Raw genomic sequence first — 23,134 nt, forward strand, 5'->3', positions numbered from 1 at the left:
TGAAAAAATGAGAGAAAAGGTAGAGATACTAAATGTACCGATAGATGCCATCACCATGAAGGATGCCATTAGAAAAGTGACTTCTTTTGTAGAAGGAGATTCTTTAAAAAAGATCTATACTCCAAATCCTGAAATTGTTATGTTGGCACAGGATAACCCTGAATTGTTTAGAATATTGACAGAAGCAGATTTAGTTGTTGCCGATGGGATTGGTCTAATTATTGCTTCTAAGATGAAAAGAAAGGGACTTAAGGAAAGGGTAACAGGAATTGACTTAATGCACCACCTGCTACTTTATTGTGCTAACAACAACAAATCCATTTACATCTTTGGTGGTAAGCCTGGTGTTGCAGATGCAGCAGTTGCCAACATTGTAGCGAAGTATAAAGGGATTAATATTGGTGGTTATCATCATGGCTATGTTAAAAATGAAGAGCATCACCAAATCGTTGAAGATATCAACCATTCAGGTGCAGACGTTTTATTTGTATGTTTAGGTGCACCAAGACAAGAAATTTGGATTGATCAATATAAAGATCAGCTAAAATGTAAAGTTGCAATGGGGGTTGGAGGCAGTGTCGATGTACACGCAGGTACAGTGAAAAGGGCCCCTGTATTTTATCAAAAAGTAGGTTTAGAATGGTTTTATCGTTTAATGAAGGAACCAAGTAGATACAAACGGATGTTAGTATTACCAAAGTTTTTAGTTAGATTTATGATTAAGGGGTAATCCCTGTTAAGTAATGGAGAGGTGAAAAAGTGAAACATTTAAAATACAAAACAATCATCGAATACGTAGGAATAACCGTTGGAGCAGCACTTATGGCCTTAGCACTAAACTTTTTCCTAGAGCCTAATACAATTGCCCCAGGAGGGGTAACAGGGTTTGCCATCGTTCTATATAGAGCAATGGGAATTCCCATTGACTTAACTAACCTAGCAATAAATATTCCTCTTTTTATTGCAGGTATACTTATTTTAGGAGGGGTATTTGGCGTTAAAACAGCCTATGCCACCTTAATGCTTTCAGCATTTATAAGATTATTTATTATTTTGTTTGGTCATGGGTTTATTGTTACTCAAGACCTTCTATTGGCAAGTATTTATGGTGGACTGATTATGGGTATTGGTCTGGGCGTGATTTTTCTATATGGTGGAACTACTGGTGGAACAGATCTGGCAGGAGCAATTTTAAATAAGTACTTTCCGTCAATCAGTACAGCTAAAATGATGATGATCTTAGACTTAATTATTGTTGCTGCAGCAGGAATTGTTGGTCGAAATGTAGAAACGGCCCTTTATTCTGTTATTGCCCTGTATATATTAGTTAAAATTGCAGATTTTATTGTAGAGGGACTGTCTTATGCAAAGGCCTTCTATATCATCTCTAATACATCAGAAGAGATTGGTAAAAAAATTATGATGGAAATTGGTAGAGGGGTAACTGTTTTAGAGGGTAGAGGTATGTATACAGGTAACCAGAGGGATGTACTACTTTGTGTAGTGAATCGAGCACAGGTAGCTAAGTTAAAAGAAATTGTTTATAGCGTTGATAACAGAGCTTTTATCATGATTACGACAATTCATGAAGTTCTTGGTGAAGGCTTTAAAGAAATAAAATAGAAAAAAGTATTGGAGGAGAAATATTTCATGAAGGACTATCAGTTACTTAAGGAAACAGCAACAAATGTTAGAAGAAACATTATTGAAATGTTACACGAAGCAGGTTCTGGACATCCAGGAGGTTCATTATCGGCGGCAGATATCTTAACAGTACTTTATTTCCACGAAATGAAGGTGGACCCTCAAAACCCAAAGATGGAGGACCGAGACCGTTTTGTACTGTCTAAGGGCCATGCTGCTCCTGTTCTATATTCAACATTAGCAGAAAAAGGCTTTTTCCCTAAGGAAGAACTACTTAAACTTAGAAAAATAGATGCTATGCTTCAGGGGCATCCTGATATGAAAGGGACTCCTGGGGTAGAAATGTCCACAGGTTCTTTAGGGCAAGGTTTCTCTTCAGCTGCAGGTATGGCAATGGGGGCTAGGTTAGATGGAAAGTCTTCTAGAGTATACGCATTATTAGGAGACGGAGAGTTACAAGAAGGCCTTGTTTGGGAAACAACGATGGCAGCTGCCCACTACAAATTAGATAACTTAACAGCTTTTATTGACTACAATGGTTTACAAATTGATGGACCAAATAAAGAAGTAATGGGAATAGATCCGATAGCAGATAAATTTATGGCCTTTGGATGGCATGTAATCGAGATTGATGGACATAACTTTGAAGAAATAATCAATGCTATTGAAGAAGCCAAAGCTACAAAAGGAAAGCCAACTGTAATTGTGGCTAAGACAATTAAAGGAAAAGGTGTTTCCTTTATGGAAAATCAAGTAGGTTGGCATGGAAATGCTCCTAAGAAAGAGGACGCTGACAAGGCATTAATGGAATTAGGAGGGGAAAAGTAATGAGTAAAAAGATCGCTACTAGAGATGCATATGGAGAGGTTCTTGTTGAATTAGGAAAAGAAAACGATAAAATCGTTGTACTAGATGCAGACTTATCAAAATCTACTAAAACCCATGATTTTAGCAAAGCTTTTCCAGAAAGATTCTTTAATATAGGAATAGCAGAACAAAACTTAATGGGTATGGCAGCTGGTTTGTCAACAACTGGGAAAATTCCCTTTGCCAGTACCTTTGCAATGTTTGCTACAGGAAGGGCCTTTGAAATAATAAGAAATTCAATAGGCTATCCTAAATTAAATGTAAAAATTTGTGCAACCCATGCAGGAATTACTGTTGGAGAAGATGGAGCTTCCCATCAAGCCTTAGAGGATATTGCGTGCATGAGGGTTATTCCTAATATGACAGTGATCGTTCCTGCCGACGGTGTAGAGACAAAAGCTGCAATTAGAGCTATTACTGAATACAATGGACCTGTATACGTGAGAATGGGTAGGTCAGGCGTACCAGTTTTAAATGATGAAAATACATATAAATTTGAAATTGGTAAAGGGGTTCAGTTAAAGGAAGGTAATGATGTAACAATTATAGCAACTGGAATCATGGTAAGTAAGGCTATGGAGGCAGCTGAAAAACTAGCAGTAGAAGGTATTAATGCTAGAGTTGTAAACATCCATACAATCAAGCCAATTGATACAGATATGATTATAAAGGCTGCAAAGGAAACTGGAGCAATTGTTACTGTAGAAGAACATAACGTTATCGGTGGATTAGGATCAGCTGTTGCAGAGGTTTTAGTAGAACATTATCCAGCACCAATGAAAAGAATCGGTACACAAGATACCTTTGGTGAATCTGGAAAACCAGATGAATTATTAGAGAAGTACGGATTAACAGCTGATGCTATCGTTGATGTAGCAAAGTCAATGAAAAAATAAAGTTATATATTTTGCTTCTTAATTAAATTTTTTAGCTTTAAATTTACTTGATACTTTATATAAATAAATCAATTTTACTTAAAAGGAGCTTAGGCTCCTTTTTTTCAAGGTAAGTTTAAATAGTTTAAATTTGTAATTGCTACAGATCATGAGAAGGAGAATGTAGTATGAAACCGATATTAATTATTGCCCCCCACACTAAAATTAAAAATGATGCCGAGAAAGTGGCTAAAGACTACGATGACGTAGCGGTAGAATTAGCACTTTTAGATCATGCGATTGAAGTTGTGGGACGTAGAGAAAAAGAAGGGGTAGAAGCAATCATATCAAGAGGTGGCACCGCCAGAGTTATAAAAAAATCAGTGCCATCAATACCGGTTATTGAGATAAAGGTCTCTCCCTATGATTTGATTCAAGCTATCCATGAGTCGAAAAAATATGGGAATAACATTTGTATTATTGGTTTTGATGATATGATTGAGGGCATACAAATGATTGGTTCTATATTAGACGCTAACCTAAAGGTATATCATATTAAAAATGAAGAAGATGGCGAAGGGTATATAAGGCATTTACTAAGTACTGGTGAGAAGATTGATGCTCTACTGGGGGGGACAGTTGCTGAAAAAATTGCATTAAAATATAATATTCCTACAGTTAGTCTAGAAACAAGCCCACAAGCCATAGACCAAAGTATACAAGAAGCAAGAGAAATCATTAGAATTGCCCGTAAAGAAAGGGAAAAAACCCAACAATTTAAAGCAATTTTGCAATGTATTAGTGAAGGGGTTATCTCGATAGATCAAGATGAAAAAATTACTACATTTAACTCAGCGGCTGAGAAAATGTTTGGAATTAAAAGTAGAGAAGCGATGGGGAAGTCAATTGATCAGCTTTCTTCTAATTTAAAACTTGCTACTGTAGTAAAAGCAAATAGTCCTAAACTTGGAGAAGTGATACAGATAGGAAGAACTCAAGTTTTAACCAATCAAGTCCCCATACTTTTAAAGAGCCAGACGGTGGGAGCAGTCGCTACCTTTCAAGATATAACGAAAATTAAAGAATATGAAGAGCAAATTAGGTCAAATCTATTGCATAAAGGTCATGTGGCTAAATACAGTTTTTCAAAGATTATAGGTGAAAGTAAAGTATTAATGAAAACCATAGAAAATGCAAGAAAGTATGCTAAACATGATAGTACAGTCTTAATTGTAGGTGGCAGTGGAACAGGAAAAGAGATGTTTGCCCAGAGCATCCATCTAGAAAGCCAGCGGAAAAATATGCCCTTTGTAGCAGTAAATTGTGGAGCCATTCCAGAAAGCTTGTTAGAGAGTGAACTTTTTGGTTATGAAGAAGGTGCTTTTACAGGAGCTAAAAAAGCTGGTAGAACAGGACTTTTCACAGAAGCCCATGGGGGAACCATATTTTTAGATGAGATAGGGGAAATGAGCATTGAATTACAAAGTAGACTTTTAAGGGTAATTCAAGAAAGAGAAATCAGACCAGTTGGCTCAAATAAAGTGATTCCAATAGATATTCGTATTATTGCGGCTACTAATAAAGATCTTTTAATGGAAATAGAAGCAGGTAAGTTTAGAAGAGACTTGTATTATAGATTAAACATATTGAAATTAAGAATACCATCTTTAATAGAACGAAAAGAAGATATTAAATTATTAAGTCAATATTTTATAAATAGCTTTTCTTCTAAACTAGCTAAGAAGATAGAGATTGCAGAGGATGCAATAGCAGAACTATATAGGCACGATTGGCCGGGCAATGTAAGGGAATTGGAAAATGTAATTGAAAGACTTGTGGTTTTAAACGATAATATCATTACAAAACAAGAGGTTGAAGAAATCTTAGAAGAATATGTCCCTGTCCCTTTAAATAGTAAAAACCACAATATAAATCAGACTATAAATAGTTTTAAAAATGCCACTATAAATTATTCTAAAAACGATGCTAATAACTATTTTAACAATGAAGATGAAAGGGATTCCCTTGAAGAAGTGAAACAGAGACATATTTATCATATCTTATCGGAATGCAAAGGGAACCAATCTTTAGCAGCAAAAAGATTAGGGATCAGCAGAACCCATTTGTGGCGAATCTTAAATGATTATCAGCGTAAAAAATAATTTATTCAGAAACAAACCCATAAGTAGTATAGGTGTTGATGAAACTGATACAAAATGTAACAATCGAAACCTTATGTATCAGTTTTTTTCATTGCATTAATTTATATTTGAGGAAATTGCATAATACCATAAATCCGAATTTATATTCGTTTTATGCAAAGGTGAAAGCTGAGTCGTGCATTGTGAAAAGCAGATGGCCGAAAGCTTAGATTTCGAGGCAGTCGCTTTGTTATAAACCTTTATACTAACACCAAATGTTTATAATTATAATATTGAACTGTTAGTATGAATGTTTCTAACATCATTTATATTACTCATTGAACACTAAACAGCGAAGTTTTCATTTTGCATTAATATAAATTTAATAATAATTATGCAATTTCCTCATTTAATTGAAGTGTTGTTTTTTCTCAGAATTAATGTTCTACTCAAAAAATAAAATATTCTGCAAAGTATTGATTCTTTCCTGTTTCCATAACTCAAATACAAATTCATAGTTATCATATTGTGCCCTTCCTTGATTTTAGAGAGGGAAGGATGGTACATATTTAAAATTTGGCATCTTTCTTGCTAATATTAATAGTTAATAGATAATTTTGAGATTAATATTGAATAGCTTAAAGATGAACATGAGGAGGGAATCAAATGCATGCAATAGAGAAAATATTAGCTAAGGCTGCAGGGAAAGAGAAGGTTGTAGCGGGTGAAATTGTTAATTGTAAGATTGACTTTGCAGAGGTTAATGATCTATACCTACAAACCGTCTATTCATTTTATGAAATGGGAGGAAAGAAAGTTTGGGATCGAGAAAAAGTGACTTTTGTCTTCGATCATTATTCACCAGCACCAACAATAAAGACTGCCCAAATTCATAAGGAAATGAGGGACTTTGCGAAAGAGCAGAATTTAAAGTATCACTTTGATATTAATACTGGAGTATGCCATCAAGTAATGCCAGAAGCAGGAGTTGTTTGGCCGGGGATGATTCTTGTTGCCACAGATTCCCATACAACTACCCATGGAGCCTTTGGTGCTTTTGGTACAGGCTTAGGGGCTACCGATATGGCTACAGTCTTAATTTCTGGTGAGTTGTGGTTTAGAGTGCCAGAAGTGATGAAGATTGAATTAAATGGTCAGCTTTCTCAAGGCGTATATGCAAAGGATGTGATCTTGCATATACTAGGACAGCTTAAGGCAGATGCAGCGGTATATAAAGCCATCGAATTTTCAGGAAGTTATGTAGATGACCTCGACGTAGCCGACAGAATGACAATCTGCAATATGGCTGTGGAAATGGGAGCCAAAACCGCCTATATGAAACCTAATTCCAAGGTATTAAATTATTTAAGCAAGCGAACTAATGAAGAATTTATCATCCATGAAACAGACGACGATTATCAATATTCAGACAACTATATCTTTGATGTAAGTCATCTATCCCCCCAATTGGCTGTGCCCCATAGCGTAGACCATGTGTTTCCGCTAGAAGAGGTAGAAATAGTTAAGGTTAATCAGGCTTTTATAGGTTCATGTACAGGTGGTAGGTTAGAAGATATCGAAGCTGCCTATAAAATACTTCATGGTAAAAAAGTTAATTCAGAAACAAGACTAGTTGTCATTCCAGCATCCAATGAAGTTTTTCAAAATGCAATGCAGTTAGGTTATGTACAATCGCTTATTGAATCGGGAGCTACTTTTGCAGCAGCCGGTTGTGGGCCCTGTTTAGGTACTCATGCTGGCCTCCTTGCAGATGGAGAAGTTTGTATTAGTGCAACTAATCGTAATTTCCCTGGTCGTATGGGGAGTACTGGTGCAAAAATATATCTTGCCTCACCAGCCAGTGTTGCAGCAGCAGCCCTAGTGGGGGAAATTACAGATCCAAGGCAATTACTGAAGGAGGTAGAAGTAAATGCATAAAGAAATAACAGGAAAAGCTTTTGTTTTTGGCAAAAACATTGATACCGATCAAATATATCCCGGTAGATATTTAGAACTTGTTAAGCCAGAAGATATTGCAAAACACTGTTTGGAAGGAGCAGACCCAACCTTTGTTGAGAGGATGACAAAAGGTGATATTGTTGTAGCTGCCACTAACTTTGGATGTGGATCAAGCCGTGAGCACGCTGCTATTACTTTAATTAATGCAGGTGTTAGTGTTGTTTTAGCAGATTCCTTTGCAAGAATATTTTTTAGAAATGCTACAAATTTAGCCCTTCCTCTTATGGTGGTGCCAGGAATAAGTGAGAAGGTAAATGATGAAGATGAATTAGAGGTAAATCTTGAAGCTGGTACTGTATATAACCGTACTACAGGAGAAAAAATTCAAGGAGAAAAAATATCTGAATATGTGATGAATATTTTAGAAAATGGAGGAATTAAACCTCTATTTAAGAAAAAAACAGAGACTTCTAATATATAGTTTTGGTGACTAATATTTAATCATTTTTTTATACTTGTATAATCCATTAATAGAATAAGACGTATTTTTCCACTATAAAGGTCCTTTGGGGGCCTTTTTTAGTAAATCTATTGAATATTTCCTCCCCCTGAAGAATAAACATAGAAATGAGAAGCCATGAAGAAATAATTGGAAGGGGGGAACTCAATGAATAGAAAAGTAAGATTACCCAAGTTTCCAAGACTTAATTGGAAATTATTAATTACTGTTATTGTACTAATTGTTTTAGTTGCGGCCATTACTAGATGCGTACCTAGATTTTTCTCTGGTGGAGAGCAGACTGTAAACTATGTCATTGTAGAAGATGAATCAGTACCTGATAGCTTAAAAGAAATTATATCAAGGTATAAGATGTTGGAAAGGGCTCTAGCAACAACAATTGATGACCAAGTCTATGTAATAGTAACTAGAGGAGAAAAATTAACCGCTGGATACGAGGTTGATATAGAAAAGATGCAAATCGTTAAGGAAGAAGATGAAGAAAAATTAGTGGTTTATGCATTGTTTACTGATCCCAAACAAGGTGAATTAGTTGCACAAGTAATAACCCATCCCTATGTTATTGCTAAAACCGATTTAAAAGAACTGCCTAAAAAAATTGAATTACAAGCTAGATTTCCTGAATAATAGTAAAAAGTGACATGGTGAAAATCATGTCATTTTTTTTAATACCAAAACTTAATAATATTGTAATCTGCTTGTAATGGACATTGTAGGTGGTTGATATATACTAATAAATGATACTTATTTACTTCCAAAAAAGGACAACTAAGGGGGCATTGCCAATGAAACTACATAAGAAAAAAGTAGTTGCAAGTTTGCTGATTGTAGTATTTCTGTTGAGCTTATCTTCAGGAGCTTTTGCAAATAATAGTTTTTATGAAAGAGTTACAACAGAGAGAATATCTAGAGGAGTTACCCAGAGTCATATCCAACGCTTCGACCAGAATGGATGGCTAAATGCTAATGTTATGTATGTTGACTTGATGGATGATACCCTTGAATTAGACCTATTACAAAGTTCTGGTGGTTTAACTACGAAGGAAACTCTTTCGACAATGGTTAGTAGACAAAAAAATGTAGTAGGGGCTATTAACGGTGATTTCTTTTATATGACAAACCCAGATTCACCAATGGGGGTTATGGTTAAAGATGGAAGGATGATCAGTAGTCCAGTAATCAATAATCAGTTAGGAACCCTATACATTAATAACAATAATAATGCTTTTGCAGAGTATTTAGATTATACCTTAAACCTTAAAACTGATCAAGGTAAGCAATTAAGACTAGGGGCTATCAACAAACTTTCTTCAAGATTTCAGCTAATTACAGTAATTGATAGAAACTGGGGAACCCATTCGCCAGGGGTCGCAAGTGATCGTCCCGATATGGTGGAGGTTGTTGTTGTCAATGATGTTGTTGTTGAAGTAAGAAAAGCTTTACCAGCAGTTCAGATTCCTGAGAATGGTTATATTATTATGGCTTCAGGAGTTAATGGTGGACAATTAGCTAATAACCTAAATGTAGGAGACCGTATTACTATTGACATTCAAATAACTCCCGGAATTGAAAATCTAAAGTTAGCTATGGGGGGAGGAACCTTACTTGTAAGTAATGGACAAGTTGTGCCAAACTTTACCCAAACAAATGTGACAGGAAATGCTCCTAGAACTGCAGTTGGTGTTACTAAGGATAGAAGTAAATTAATTCTTGTAACGGTAGATGGTAGAAATAGCTCATGGCCAGGACTTGATGGAACCCGTTTAGCAAGATTGCTGATTGAGTTAGGAAGTCATGAAGCTGTTATTATGGATGGTGGTGGTTCTACAACCATGATAACGAGACCCTTAGGAAGCTATGCACCAAGGGTTATTAATACTCCTTCTGATGGTGCAGAGAGAAGAATCATAAACGGCTTAGCTGTTATATCTAACTTACCTCAAGGAAATATAGAAGGACTTAAGGCTGTAGCAGCAAATCAAAATGTATTTAAAGATACTTCTGTTGAAATAAGAGTTACAGCATATGATACAAATTATAATCCGTTTTGGGTAGATCCTACAAAGGTAAGTTATTCTGTAAAAGAAGGTAGTGGGACCTTTAATAGTAATCGTTTTACCCCGAATAGAGCTGGTAATGCTACTATTGTGGTTGAATATTTAGGGAAAACGACAGAAGTGAGTGTTAAGGTATTGGATGAACCTGCAAATTTAGAGATTACGCCTAAATCAATTACCCTATCACAAGGTAGAACGGCCAATTTAAGTGTAATAGGAGTTGACCCATTAGGCTATAGGGCACCTATTAATGCAGGACTAATTACTTGGAAAGATACAAAGGGGCTAGGTACTGTAGCCAATGGGGTATATACAGCAGGAAATAATAGTGGGCAATCTCAATTAGAGGCGACCTATAAAAATGGCAAAGGTACGATTCCGGTTGTCATAGGTAATCAACAGGTAGAGGTAACTTTGGATAACTTTAATGAAATGAAGGTCAGATTTAATAGTTTCCCACAGGAAGTTACAGGTTCTGTTACGTTGGTAAATAACGGGCGAAATAACTCTAAAGCAGTAGCATTAGAATATGATTTCACAACAACAGATGTAACTAGAGCAGCCTATATGGACTATAGTAATGGTGGGATCACTATTAATGGTAGCCCAAGTAGAATTGGAGTATGGGTGAATGCAAGTGCCCAGTCAAAACAGTGGATTAGAGGAAGGGTTTTTGATGCCAATGGTACAGCCCACATTATTGATTTTTCAAAAGGGGTTGACTGGACTGGCTGGAAATATCTTGAGGCAACGCTTCCATCTAACATTTCATACCCAGTTAGAATAGATCGACTGTATGTAGCAGAGACAAATAGTAATGAAAAAGCAAAGGGTACATTAATCTTTGATGACCTACAGGCGGTATATCCTTCTAACGTGACTGTAAGCTCGTCTACATCAAATGTGATAAAAGACCCCCTTTACAGACCTGCTGCTACAAAAGGAACAGTAATTACTGCCCATAGTGGGATAGGGCTACAACAAAAAAGTACCCTTCTAGATCGCTATGTTAATAACAATATTATTAAATTGATAAATGAAAATAGCAATAGAGCCCTCTTTACTGGAGAGGTTGGGGCAGGTATTAGAAGTGATATAAAAACACCTTATGTATCGGCAGTTGCTGGACATACCCATTTAGAGGATGAAAATAGCTTAATTATTAGGCTAGATAACCGTAAGAATGGATTAAGACAAACCAACTTCCAACAATGGCCTTACCTAAAGCAACAATTAGAAACTAGTAAGAAGAATAATGTCTTTATTATTCTACCGAACCCTATTTGGGGTGGGAAGGGCTTTAGTGATGGCTTAGAGGCTGAACTGTTGGCAGAAATCCTAACAAAAGAAGCAGAAAAGGGTAGAAACATATTTGTACTTTATGGAGGAGAAGACCTACAAGTAAACCTCTATAATGGGGTAAGATATATTGCAACGGGCCTTCATCAACAAAGACCCACAAGTCCTACTGAAGCCTACAGATATGTTGAGTTTAATGTATTGGGTAATGAGGTTACCTATCAAATAAGATCGGTTTTTAACTAACTGATATGGAACATTAACCTAAAAAGAAGAGAGTAGAAAAGGGTAGACCGTTTTAAAAAAGCTCTAATGGAATAAACACTTCCATTAGAGCTTTTTTTCAGTGTAACTTAATTGTTTGTTGTCTATATCCTATTCTTACTTCCTTGTAATTTTGTCTAACAAAATAATTAATATTACTCAATTTTTTGGTCTGCTAATCTTTCTAGGTACTCTAACAATTCTATCGTTTCTGCCGTATATCTTATTTCAGGTATAAATTCAAGCTTTAGGAATGACATTAACTTTGGAGGAGATAATACACTCAATCCATATCCTGTATTAATATAATCTAATTTAAAATCAATTAATCTTTCTTCCAACTCAATATCTTTTAATTCTTCCACTGTATATAGCCCCAAAATCATTTTCATATAATTTATATACTGTGTTCCCTCATTTGAAACTTTAGGGTCAGTCATACTATTAGCCAAACTAAAATATTGATAAGTATGCTTTAAAAGGAATTCATCTTCATTTCTTATACCCTCAATAATTTGATAGTTTACTGAAACAAGATTTGAGTAAAGTAAAACTTGTGTCCTTTTATGTTGGATAAACATGTTAGCATAAAAGTATAGTATTACAACACTAACCAAAGCCAATCCTACTATAAATTTTTTGTTATTTTTCAATAAAACCTACCCCCATTCTGTGGGCTTGTGTTGATAGCGTAGCTACAAGTCCATGTATACTTATAATATTTAATAACTATATCTAAATCTAAATATATCTAAAATATCTTTACAATGACTGAGGAAATTAATACTGATAATACTTTTGATAAGTTGTTTTTTATTTTAATTCCACCTTTTGTTAGTTAAGTTAATTTAGCTAAATTAGTTAACGAATAAATATTACTATAAAATAAAAAAAAGTAAATGGATTAATAGAACAAAAATTCTGAAATATTTATATTTAATAATTTTAACAAGCAATAAGTATTGATTTATGTATTGATGATGATAAAATAATAAATAAACAAAGTGAAATCTAAATGATAGGTTGTTAAAAAGTAACTGGAGGTGAACTATGGATTTTAAAAGTGGTTTAAAGTTTTTTGGGATTTATGTTATTTTGGAATTATCTTTGCTTATAGCAGGGATTGATAGTTCTCTTTATAGGATTGCTATTGCATTTATTGTTGCAGTAATACTATCAATATTTACAGATAGAAACAAATTAAAAGATAAAAAAGCCAAGTGAACTTAAAGTAAAAAAGTATAGTAGAAGCCCACATTTGATTATAATTAATAAATACTTGCCTTTAAAAAACAAAAAGAAATAAATAAGGGTAGACCGTAGAATGTTTCTTAACCTACGGTCTACCCTTATTTAACAGGATATCTAATAAGGAGCACCACCTTTTATTGATAGAGATATAGAAATAAGTGCAATAATTATAATGGTATCCTCTTAATTTTCGTAAATTTCTCGTATTAGCTCCTTAGTCTTCTGTTCATCAAGTATATAGTAACTTGTTGGGCCAATATATTCTCCTTTGCCCGGCAAAGTATAGGTTTCAAGCTTAGTATTATTGTTTCTATAGGTATTAGCTAAGTTTAAAATTTCATTTATACTTAAACTGGTTTCAACAGAATCAGATGCAATATTTAATAACTTAGGAATATTAGTAGGTCTTACTGCCTTATTAACAAGTACAGCAAGGAACTCCTGTTGCCGTCTAATTCTTCCGAGGTCGGCCTCTTTAGGCTCTCTATATCTTAAGTATTTTAACGCATCTTGCCCCATAAGTAGGGTTTGTCCCTTTTTAAAGTTTATAATGAGAGGTGGACTAGCGGCATAATCGGTGTGTTTCATGTCTGCCTTTATGTCTATTTCAATTCCTCCAAGGGCATCTACAATTGTTACTACCGAATCAAAGTCAACGGCTATATAATGATGGACGGGGATATCCAACAGATTACTGACGGCCTTCATCATGGAATAAGCCTTATCTTCCCTAACACCATAGGCAGCATTGATCTTCTTTTGATGGGCAGTATTGTATCCTTCCCTTGGGTAATAGGTATCTCTAGGGATACTGATTAAATCGACAGTATTTCCTTTGCGATTATAATTAATAAGCATAATGGTATCGGCTAAAGACCCATCGGCAACACCAATCAATAGAATATTTTCTTGCTTGCTGTTTTTGTTACCTTCTTCAAGCTTGTCTCTATATTCATCTGGTTCAGCCACTTCTACATTTATGCCCACCTGCAAGTTTCCAATTATATTGCCTATATAAAAGGCCAGAGGAATAAAGAAAACTAAAAATATAATAAAACTGATAAAAAAGACTTTTTTAAATTCCTTCATAGAATCTTTCATAAATTCCTTTATAAACCCTTTCATAAACTCCTCCTTGGTAGGGTAATTAACCCTTCATGTAATACTTCATATGTTATAGTATATCATATATTGTTAAAATAGTAATAATCAGATTAAAAGACAATAGCATAGCTGTATTATAATATATAAAAGGAATAGTTCTTCTTTAGTGGGGAGATAAAAACATATCAATAGCTAAGGGGGTACATGAAATATAAGTAAATGAAGCTTTCTATAAGAGATAACCATAATTTACATCAAGGATATAGGGGGGGCTCCTAGAATTATATTAAAGGACAGGATAATTCTACAAAAGGAGGCAACCTAATGAAGAAAAACATAAAAAAGATCATTGTAGGAACTACTTTAGCTGCAACCCTCTTTACTTCTACCGCAGGCTTTACCTTTGCAAATCAAGCCCATACCGTTAGAAGTGGAGATACCCTATGGAAAATAGCTCAACAATACAATACAAGCTTAGAGAGGATCTATCAATTAAATCCCAACTATCGGGCTAATCCAAACTTATGGGTAGGAGCAACAGTAATGGTGCCATCAAGTGGGCAATTGACTAATTATACCGTTGTAAGAAACGATACGCCGTGGTTAATTAGCAATCGTTTGGGTGTAAGTTTAAGTGAACTTTTAAAGGTAAATGGATTAACAGCTAGTTCTCAAATATACCCTGGACAAATATTAAAAATCCCATCAACCACATCTGCCCAAACCCAACAGTATCGAGTAGAAAGAAATGATACACCATGGATAATTAGTCAAAAGTTTAATGTCAATTTACAGCAACTATTAGATTTAAACAATCTAAAGGCTGGTCAACATATCTATGAAGGGCAAATATTACTTATCCCTAATACATCAAGTAATAATAGTAGCAGTAACAATAGTAGCAGTAACAATAGTAACAATAACAACCAAGGGAATCAATCGAGTAGTGGAGTAACAAAGACCTTTACAACCCATACTGTAGCCAATGGAGACGATTTGTGGAACCTTTCAATTAAATATGGAATTCCCTTTGCAGAGCTAAAGCAAGTTAATGGACTGACGGATAATAGTGTGTTGAGAATTGGTCAAAAACTAACAATTCCTGTATATCAAGTTCCGGTTAAACCAACCCCTGGGCCTCGATTTGGCGAATTACTAGATTGGTGGACGGAAGCACAATACGTTGTACCTATCGGAAAAATATTTACAATTATTGATTTTCAAACAGGTAGAAGTTGGCAGGCAAAACGTACAATTGGAGCTAATCATGCCGATACTGAACCCCTAACAGCTAGAGATGCAAATATTATGAAGGAAGTATGGGGCGGTAATTTTAGTTGGGCAACACGAGCAGTTATTGTTGAAGTTGACGGTAGAAGAATTGCTGCTTCAGCTAGTTCATTACCCCACGATATTCAATATATTACTAATAATAGTTTTAATGGACATTTTGATTTATATTTCTTAAACAGCACACGACATGTAGATGGTAGAAGTGATGCTAACCACCAAGCCAATGTACTAAGAGCTGGGGGAAAATAATCAATAAATAATAATTAAAAAGGAAATGATAATAGTCATAAAAAAGATTATTATCATTTTCTTTTTTTCAAAAATATCGGAAGATTAGGATTTTTGTTGTTAATCTGCTAGAAAATAGGTATATATAAACTAATAAACAGAGGGGGGATTTATATGCAAAAACTTCGCTTAAATGAAAAACAATTAACTAGTCGGTGCAGGATAGAAGATCTAAATTTTGAGTCAACCTCTGACTTGGGACCACTAAAAGGAATCATCGGGCAGGAAAGGGCGGTTAATGCATTAGCCTTCGGTCTAAAGATGAAGAAAAAAGGCTATAACATCTACATTGCTGGTTTAAGTGGGACAGGCCGTAGTAGCTATTCCCACTCCATTACAGAAAAGCTAGCAGAAGAGATGGAGATTCCTAACGACTGGATCTATGTTTATAATTTTAAGAACCCAGACCGGCCTAAAGCCCTGTGTATGGAAGCCGGCTTAGGGTTACAATTTAAAAAAGATATGGAGTGGTTGGTGGAACAATTACTAAAAGAAATTCCATTAACCTTTACATCATCCGATTACGAGACGAAAAAGAGTGAACTATATCGTGAATTTTCTCAAAAAAATCAAGTGATTATAGCAGAATTAAACAAAATTGCCGAAAAGTATCAGTTCACCTTTAAAGAATCGGAGGGGGGATTAGTACCTATTCCTTTATTAGATGGTAGACCAATGAAGCAAGAAGAGTATAGTCATTTACCTATTTCGGAAGTGGAAAAGATTAGAGAGGCTTCAAATCAATTAGCCATTGAGACGATGGATACATTAAATAAAGTGAAGGATTTAGAAGAAGAATATAGTATCAAATTAACTAAACTAGATGAAGAAGTTGGATACAATGTTGTTAATTACTATATTACCAAGTTAATACAGCGATATGGTCATAGAAAGTCCATTGTAGAGTATATTAATCATTTGGAGCAGGATATTGTTGAGAATCTTGAACATTTTAACGATAAAAAAGAAGATAACCAAGTGGAACAGTTATTAATGATGCAGGTACAAAAAGATGATAAATTCTTAAATCGATATGGGGTTAATTTGTTTATAGATAATTCAGATTTAGATCAAGCCCCTATTATTAATGAAAGTAACCCTACCCTTTATAATTTAATTGGTACAATTGAATATAAAAATGAAATGGGAATTTTAAAAACTGACTTTATGCAAATAAAGCCTGGGGCATTACATGCTGCTAATGGAGGATTTTTAATATTAAATGCTAGGGAAGTTCTTTCACAGCCCTATGGTTGGGAGACCTTAAAGCGAGCATTAAAAACGGGTGAAATCAATATAGAGTCTTTAAATAAACAGATGGGCTATGTTGTGACATCTACCCTAAAACCGGAAGCAATTCCCTTAGAAACTAAAGTAATATTAATTGGTGATTCGGAAATTTATCATGGACTGTATCACATAGATGAAGACTTTAGAAAACTATTTAAGATAATGGCAGATTTTGATGTAGAAATGACAAAGGATGATGAAAATATATTAAAAATGGCAAGATTTATTGCATCCCATTGTGAAAAGGAAGGATTAAAACATTTCCATAAGGAAGCTGTTGCTCGGGTAATAGAGTATAGTTCTCGATTAGCTGATCACCAAGAGAAATTAAGTTCTCTATTTAATAAAATTGTGGAGATTCTATATGAAGCTGACGCATGGGCAGAGATGGATGGGCAGCCCCTTATTCTCAAGAAACATGTTGAAAAGGCCATTCAACAAAAGATACATCGCAACAGCAAATACGAAGAAAAACTTAATGAAATGTTTAAAGATGGTACTTTATTGATGGATGTAGAAGGAGAAAAGGTAGGACAAATTAATGGTTTAGTAGTGATGGGAACAGGGGAATATAGCTTTGGAAAGCCAAGTCGTATAACCGTTAATACTTATCAGGGAAAATCGGGTATTATTAATATCGAAAGGGAAGTTAAAAAGAGTGGTAGTATCCATGATAAAGGTGTATTAATTCTTAGTGGTTACTTAGGAAGTCAATATGCTCAAAAGAACCCCCTCTCCCTTTCAGTTAGTATTAGTTTCGAACAAAATTACTCGATGATTGATGGAGACAGTGCTTCAAGTACAGAACTATATGCCATCCTATCTAGTATTGCAGAAGTGCCGATAAAGCAATCTATAGCAGTAACAGGTTCCATTAATCAAAAGGGAGAAATACAACCTATTGGTGGCGTTAATGAGAAAATAGAAGGCTTTTATGATGTATGTAAACATAATGGTTTAACCGGAGATCAAGGGGTTATTATTCCTAAGCAGAATGTAAAAAATTTAATGCTTAAAGAAGAGGTAGTTGAAGCTGTTAAAAATAAACAATTCCATATCTATGCCATTGGTGGTGTAGAAGAGGGGATTGAAATATTAACTGGAATCCCTATGGGAGAAAAGGATGAAGGGGGCCAATACCCAGAAGGCACTCTAAACTATCTAATTAATAAAAAGCTAGAAAACTTATCTAAAAATAATAAAAAAGAGAAATAAAGCAGGGTAGGAAATCTGTTGCCTTGAATAGATGATGGTTTAGATGGGGGTTAAAATTTAATAGGCTCTTTGTTAAAAATGGGGTGGGATTCTTTGAATTCCACTCCATTATTACATTAGGGAGTATCAAAATACACTCAATATTGATTATAGTACTGGATATTGGTTATATTACTTGATATTAATTATGGTACTGGATATTGGTTATATCACTTGATATTAATTATAGTACTTGATATTGATTATAACTCTTGGCTTTTTTAAAAGTAATGTTACTATTTTACTAGGGGGTTATTTTAATTATTCTGCAAAAAATAAAACAAGGCTAAAATCGCCCTGCCTTATTGGGTTATGTACTATGTTATTGCGTAGAAGTATTGTAGAAGTATGAATATTTACCTGGCTGTTTTATATAATTATTCCTTCATTTGTTTCTATCTTATTCACAAAGTCCATATTGTAACGGACAGCACCGTGATCTTTAATTACTGTACCTCTCGTAAGGCGGATTGCTAAAATACAGCAATTCTCATCTTGCTCATTGTTTGCGTCATCGTACCATGGGGCAAAAACTTCACGAAGTTTAGTTCTTATTTCAGCATTTTTCGGGTCTAATACCCAACCAAGATTTTCACCTATTCCATTGCCAGAAAACCACTCGAAGTTAACTGAAAATGCAACTTCTTTATTTTGGGCTATTTGATGCATTTTATTTGACTTACCATAGGTTACAGCATAAAAAACGCCCTCCTCATAATATGCATCTATATCACGGACAATGGGTATGGGATTTCCATCAGCACTTGGCTCTGTCGCAATAGTTGCAAGTGAGATAACATTATCCTTGTTGTTGCCGCACCTTTCTTCAATGATCTTTAGCCCTTCTTCGTATTTACTCATTAGTATTTCCTCCAATCAATTTATTTTTATTTAAATTCCCATTGCTTAAATAAAATCCACATTCCATATTTTCAGAAAATCCACATTGCAATACATTCTTTTTCCAAATTTTTCGCCTACCGTTGGAATAGATGAATTCTCTAGAATTTACCCTCGACAGGTGATAATTTGATTTTCAGTAATAATATATTGAACTGGAAAATCATAATTATCATTTGGAACTAAGTCAATCATTTGAACCTCTAAGGCAAGGGCAATTAAAGGAACTTGGGGGTTAATGTTTGGCAAAAAGCGATCATAATATCCAGCTCCATAGCCGATGCGATAGCCTCTTTTATCGAAGGCTACCCCTGGAACAATAATTAAATCTAATAGGTCGGGGGAAACTGGTCTAAGGGCTTCTTTTTTAGGTTCTAGCACACCAAATGTACCAACCTCAAGATCATTAATGGGGTCCTTTAATTCGGAGACTATTAAAGCTTTTGTTTTGGGAACTGTTACGGGAATAAATACTCGTTTATTAGCTTTTAATAGATCTTGAATGATTTTATTAGTGTCTACTTCATTTCGAAAAGATAAAAAAAGCATGACACATTGAGCTTTTTGATAATGGTCAGTGGCAGTTAACAGATCATAAATTTTTTCGCTTTTTTCCTGTACAGCCTGCTGGTCAAGGCCTTCTCTCTTGTTTAAAATTTCCTGTCGAATGATTTTTTTCATTATTTCTTCCTCCTAAAGCTTCAATTTCCAGTTACTTACTATCTATTGTATCGAATTTTGGTAATCAATACAATTGAAATTAAGGCTTATATATTGTTATAATGAATACAGTAGATATGCGAAAAAAGGATTATTATTGAAATTTATCTTTTATTATATCACTTAATGAAAAACTAGGTACATTTTCCCAAAGATCTCTACTGTTTTTAAGAAGGAAAAATAGATTTTATGTCGAAGAATATATTGTGGATAACAGGAGTTGATAACTTTGATCGAAATGAGTAACGTAACTAAAAAATATGTTAATGGTGTACAAGCTTTAACGAATGTAAATTTGAAAATAGAAAAAGGAGAATTTGCTTTTCTAGTTGGACCTAGTGGAGCAGGTAAATCTACTTTTTTTAAGCTATTATTAAAAGAGGAAGAACCTACATCGGGTAAAATTTATCTCGATAATCAAGATATTACAAAGGTTTCAAGAAGAAAAGTACCCTACTTAAGAAGGAACCTAGGGGTTATTTTTCAGGACTTTAGACTTTTACCTAATAAAACGGTTTTTGAAAATGTAGCTTTTGCTATGGAAATTGTCGAAGCCTCATCAAAGGAAATTAGAAGGCAAGTCCCCATGATGTTAGGGATGGTAGGGCTAAGTGAAAGGGCTAACCAGTATCCCCATCAATTATCTGGAGGAGAAAAACAAAGGGTTTCAATTGCAAGAGCCATTGTTAATAACCCTTCAATATTAATTGCCGATGAGCCTACTGGTAACCTTGACCCAGAAACAGCCTGGGAAATTATGAAGGTTTTAAGACAAATTAATAGAAGAGGTACAACAATTTTAATGGTAACCCATGCAAAAGACATTGTAGATGTAATGCAACAAAGGGTTATTGCCCTCGAAAAAGGCAGAATTATTCGAGACGAAGCAAAGGGGGCATATGGCTATGAAGATTAGAACCGTCAGATACATTTTTAAACAAGGTTTTGTTGGGTTATGGCGTAATAGAGGGATGAGTTTGGCTTCAATCGGTTCAGTTGCGGCATCATTGGTGGTTTTAGGGTTAATCATCATCTTAGTATTAAACATTAATAATGCAGCCGAGACCCTTCAATCAGATTTCGATACAGTTCGTGTATATTTAGAGGAAGATTTAACAGAAGAGGAAACTGCAAGAGTAGGACAGGTGATCAATGCCCTTGACGATGTTCGAATGGTTGAATATGAATCTAAAGAGCAGGCATTAGCCAATTATAAGGAAAGCTGGGGAGAAGAGGGATATCTTCTGGAGTTTTTCCAAGAAAATCCTTTATCTAATTCCTATATTATTCATTTGTGGGATATTGAGACTGCCCATCAAGTTGTAGCAGTCTTAGAAAATGTTGATGGTATTGATGAAGTAAGATATAACGAAGAAATTATCCAAAATCTATTACGAATGGCGACCTTTATTAGAACAATTGGTTTAGTGTTAATATTTATTTTAATTCTTGTAGCAATGTTTATTATCTCCAACACAGTTAAGTTGGCCCTAAATGCTAGAAGACAAGAAATAAATATCATGAAATACGTTGGAGCTACCAATTGGTTTATTAGATGGCCCTTTGTGGTGGAGGGTGTAATTTTAGGTTTAATAGGTGCTGTATTAGCACTATTGATGGTACATTACGGATACCAATACACATTAGAAGCAATCAACCTTAGATTCACAGCAATATTTAGTGGATATTTACTACCTATTGATACCATGATGCAAAGAACAACATATATGTTTGTGGTGTTAGGAAGTGGTGTTGGTGCTTTAGGAAGTATTATATCCTTAAGAAAGCATTTAAAAGTTTAGTTGGAAGGGGGCCCCTAGAAAGTGCATTTTAAAAGAATAAAATTAATTTTAATCGCATTGATTATCTTGGTGACAACAGTTACTGTTTTTGCAAATGATACGCAGGGATTAAGAGAACAATTAAATGACATTAATAGTAAAACCGAAGAAGTTACTAAAGGAATAAAGGAACTTGAAAAGAGAGAACAAGGTGTACTGGCACAATTGCAAAAAATTAATCAAGATATCGAGAAGACAGAGGAAGAAGAAAAGCAATTAGCACGACAAATTACAACTGTAGAAGGACAAATTAGAACGACAACACAAGAACTAGTTGTAGCAGAAGAAGAAATAGAAGAGAAATCAGATTTATTTGGTTCAAGGTTAAATGTGATGTACCGTAGGGGTAATGTGGGTTATCTTGAAGTGTTACTAAGTTCTAAGAACCTTCAAGAACTTCTAACAAACTTAGATATGGTGAAATTAATTGTACAACATGATATTGATCTTTTAAAATCATTAAGAGACCAAAGAGATTTAATAGAAGATAAAAAAGTACAGTTAGAAACAGACCAAAGACAATTAGTTTCCTTAAAAGCTGAAGTAGCCAGTAAGAGAGACACTTTAGTAGTATCTAGGGGGCAACAGGAAAGACTTAGACAAGAATTAGTTTCAGATCGTAAAGAACTTGAAAAAATGGAAGATGAATTAAAACGTGAAGCCGATAATATTACCTCAATGATTATTAGAATGGGTAATAGTGGGAAAGATTATTCTGGCGGAGTAATGGCATGGCCTGTCCCAGGGATGACAAGAATTTCTTCTCCTTTTGGGAACCGAATCCATCCGATATTAAAAACAAATCGTTTCCATTCTGGGATAGATATACCTGCACCAACAGGGACCCCTATCGTGGCGGCTAACGATGGTAGAGTCGTTTCAGCAGGTGACATGGGGGGCTATGGTAGAACTTTAATTATTGACCACGGCGGTGGAATTACCACTTTATATGCCCATAACTCTAGATTACTAGTATCGGTAGGAACAGAAGTGAAACGGGGAGATAGAGTTGCTCTAGCAGGAAGCACGGGTATGTCAACAGGCCCCCATCTACATTTTGAAGTAAGGGTAAATGGACAATATGTAGACCCTATGTCTTATTTATCTAATTCAAGATAGAATAGACATAGAAATAGAGTATAAAATACCAAATACAATATACATTATATAATAAAAAATTAAAACTATAATAACATAATGCAAATGTACCCTATAGTGTGGAGCAAAACTCACCTATAGGGTATTTTTATGGTTTAGGGTATTTGGACTTTGTTTTGATTTAGTTACCTAAATATCTAGAAAAAATCCATATTAAAATAGCTACTCCTAGTATCAATAAACTAATACGTTTGCTGGTAATCAATAGCAAATCCTCCTTTTAAGTTAATTTATTATCTGAATAGGAAAAATATGATAAGTATTTAATCCTATTTAAGAACATAATTTTATTAGGAAAGATTACGATTTTAGGGCTATTTTCGACTTATGGACAAATAATAAAGTAAGATCCTTAATTTGAAAGATTTTAAGTCATAATAAGAATATGATATAATGTTATTTAATAAGT

General features: G+C 34.6%; 19 protein-coding genes. 15 read left to right on the top strand and 4 right to left on the bottom strand.

All coding sequences use genetic code 11. The annotated features are described in order from the left end of the window. The first annotated feature begins 7 nt into the window (after positions 1 to 7). The 9 genes from T335_RS0105540 to T335_RS0105580 all read left to right on the top strand — a co-directional run bounded on the left by T335_RS0105540 (position 8) and on the right by T335_RS0105580 (position 11,608). Positions 8 to 730 carry a WecB/TagA/CpsF family glycosyltransferase gene (locus tag T335_RS0105540; protein WP_026476653.1) on the top strand — a complete coding sequence of 241 codons (723 nt, stop codon included), beginning with the start codon at positions 8 to 10 and terminating at the stop codon, positions 728 to 730. A 29-nt stretch (positions 731 to 759) separates the two neighbouring features. Beyond that, positions 760 to 1,623 carry a YitT family protein gene (locus tag T335_RS0105545; RefSeq protein WP_026476654.1) on the top strand — a complete coding sequence of 288 codons (864 nt, stop codon included), beginning with the start codon at positions 760 to 762 and terminating at the stop codon, positions 1,621 to 1,623. A gap of 27 nt (positions 1,624 to 1,650) precedes the next feature. After that, positions 1,651 to 2,472: a transketolase gene (locus T335_RS0105550; RefSeq protein WP_026476655.1), complete on the top strand. Its 822-nt coding sequence runs from the start codon at positions 1,651 to 1,653 to the stop codon at positions 2,470 to 2,472. After that, a complete protein-coding gene (locus T335_RS0105555; RefSeq protein WP_026476656.1) occupies positions 2,472 to 3,407 on the top strand; it encodes a transketolase family protein in 936 nt (311 codons plus the stop codon). The genes T335_RS0105550 and T335_RS0105555 overlap by 1 nt, the downstream gene beginning before the upstream one ends. A 167-nt stretch (positions 3,408 to 3,574) precedes the next feature. Then, positions 3,575 to 5,548, top strand: coding sequence for a sigma-54-dependent Fis family transcriptional regulator (locus T335_RS0105560; protein WP_026476657.1), 1,974 nt, complete (start codon positions 3,575 to 3,577; stop codon positions 5,546 to 5,548). A gap of 645 nt (positions 5,549 to 6,193) precedes the next feature. Further along, complete coding sequence (locus T335_RS0105565; RefSeq protein WP_026476658.1) at positions 6,194 to 7,465, top strand: 3-isopropylmalate dehydratase large subunit; 1,272 nt, start codon at positions 6,194 to 6,196, stop codon at positions 7,463 to 7,465. After that, positions 7,458 to 7,967, top strand: a complete 510-nt coding sequence (locus tag T335_RS0105570) for a 3-isopropylmalate dehydratase small subunit (protein ID WP_026476659.1) — start codon at positions 7,458 to 7,460, stop codon at positions 7,965 to 7,967. Before T335_RS0105565 ends, T335_RS0105570 begins: the two co-directional genes overlap by 8 nt. Positions 7,968 to 8,153: 186 nt before the next feature. Further along, complete coding sequence (locus T335_RS0105575; protein ID WP_026476660.1) at positions 8,154 to 8,633, top strand: protease complex subunit PrcB family protein; 480 nt, start codon at positions 8,154 to 8,156, stop codon at positions 8,631 to 8,633. A gap of 158 nt (positions 8,634 to 8,791) precedes the next feature. After that, a complete protein-coding gene (locus tag T335_RS0105580; RefSeq protein WP_026476661.1) occupies positions 8,792 to 11,608 on the top strand; it encodes a phosphodiester glycosidase family protein in 2,817 nt (938 codons plus the stop codon). A 173-nt stretch (positions 11,609 to 11,781) separates the two neighbouring features. Here T335_RS0105580 and T335_RS0105585 read toward each other — a convergent pair whose 3' ends face one another. Next, a complete protein-coding gene (locus T335_RS0105585; RefSeq protein ID WP_026476662.1) occupies positions 11,782 to 12,279 on the bottom strand; it encodes a hypothetical protein in 498 nt (165 codons plus the stop codon). Between the two features lie 397 nt (positions 12,280 to 12,676). Between T335_RS0105585 and T335_RS22205 the strand changes: the two genes are divergently transcribed. Then, a complete protein-coding gene (locus T335_RS22205; protein WP_156943632.1) occupies positions 12,677 to 12,850 on the top strand; it encodes a hypothetical protein in 174 nt (57 codons plus the stop codon). A 210-nt stretch (positions 12,851 to 13,060) separates the two neighbouring features. Here the strand turns inward: T335_RS22205 and T335_RS19985 are convergent, their stop codons facing one another. Then, complete coding sequence (locus T335_RS19985) at positions 13,061 to 14,002, bottom strand: LCP family protein (protein ID WP_051569155.1); 942 nt, start codon at positions 14,000 to 14,002, stop codon at positions 13,061 to 13,063. Between the two features lie 303 nt (positions 14,003 to 14,305). On the opposite strand from T335_RS19985, the gene T335_RS0105600 reads away from it, so the two are divergent. Together T335_RS0105600 and T335_RS19990 are read left to right on the top strand one after the other, a co-directional pair. Next, a complete protein-coding gene (locus T335_RS0105600; RefSeq protein WP_026476663.1) occupies positions 14,306 to 15,523 on the top strand; it encodes a LysM peptidoglycan-binding domain-containing protein in 1,218 nt (405 codons plus the stop codon). Positions 15,524 to 15,676: 153 nt separating this feature from the next. After that, a complete protein-coding gene (locus tag T335_RS19990; protein WP_034327803.1) occupies positions 15,677 to 18,067 on the top strand; it encodes a Lon protease family protein in 2,391 nt (796 codons plus the stop codon). Between the two features lie 408 nt (positions 18,068 to 18,475). On the opposite strand, the gene T335_RS0105610 is transcribed toward T335_RS19990, so the two are convergent. Further along, positions 18,476 to 18,967 carry a hypothetical protein gene (locus T335_RS0105610; RefSeq protein WP_026476664.1) on the bottom strand — a complete coding sequence of 164 codons (492 nt, stop codon included), beginning with the start codon at positions 18,965 to 18,967 and terminating at the stop codon, positions 18,476 to 18,478. A gap of 147 nt (positions 18,968 to 19,114) precedes the next feature. Beyond that, on the bottom strand, positions 19,115 to 19,687 hold the full coding sequence (locus T335_RS0105615) for a 5-formyltetrahydrofolate cyclo-ligase (protein ID WP_051569156.1): 573 nt from the start codon (positions 19,685 to 19,687) through the stop codon (positions 19,115 to 19,117). Positions 19,688 to 19,964: 277 nt separating this feature from the next. Between T335_RS0105615 and ftsE the strand changes: the two genes are divergently transcribed. From ftsE to T335_RS0105630, 3 genes are read left to right on the top strand one after another with little or no spacing between them, the layout of a single operon-like run. After that, positions 19,965 to 20,642: a cell division ATP-binding protein FtsE gene (gene ftsE / locus T335_RS0105620; protein ID WP_330371189.1), complete on the top strand. Its 678-nt coding sequence runs from the start codon at positions 19,965 to 19,967 to the stop codon at positions 20,640 to 20,642. Continuing rightward, a complete protein-coding gene (gene ftsX / locus T335_RS0105625; RefSeq protein WP_026476667.1) occupies positions 20,632 to 21,528 on the top strand; it encodes a permease-like cell division protein FtsX in 897 nt (298 codons plus the stop codon). The genes ftsE and ftsX overlap by 11 nt, the downstream gene beginning before the upstream one ends. Positions 21,529 to 21,549: 21 nt before the next feature. Then, on the top strand, positions 21,550 to 22,686 hold the full coding sequence (locus T335_RS0105630; RefSeq protein WP_026476668.1) for a murein hydrolase activator EnvC family protein: 1,137 nt from the start codon (positions 21,550 to 21,552) through the stop codon (positions 22,684 to 22,686). Positions 22,687 to 23,134 lie beyond the last annotated feature (448 nt).

It is taken from the genome of Alkaliphilus transvaalensis ATCC 700919, from assembly GCF_000621485.1.
Classification (GTDB): domain Bacteria; phylum Bacillota; class Clostridia; order Peptostreptococcales; family Natronincolaceae; genus Alkaliphilus; species Alkaliphilus transvaalensis.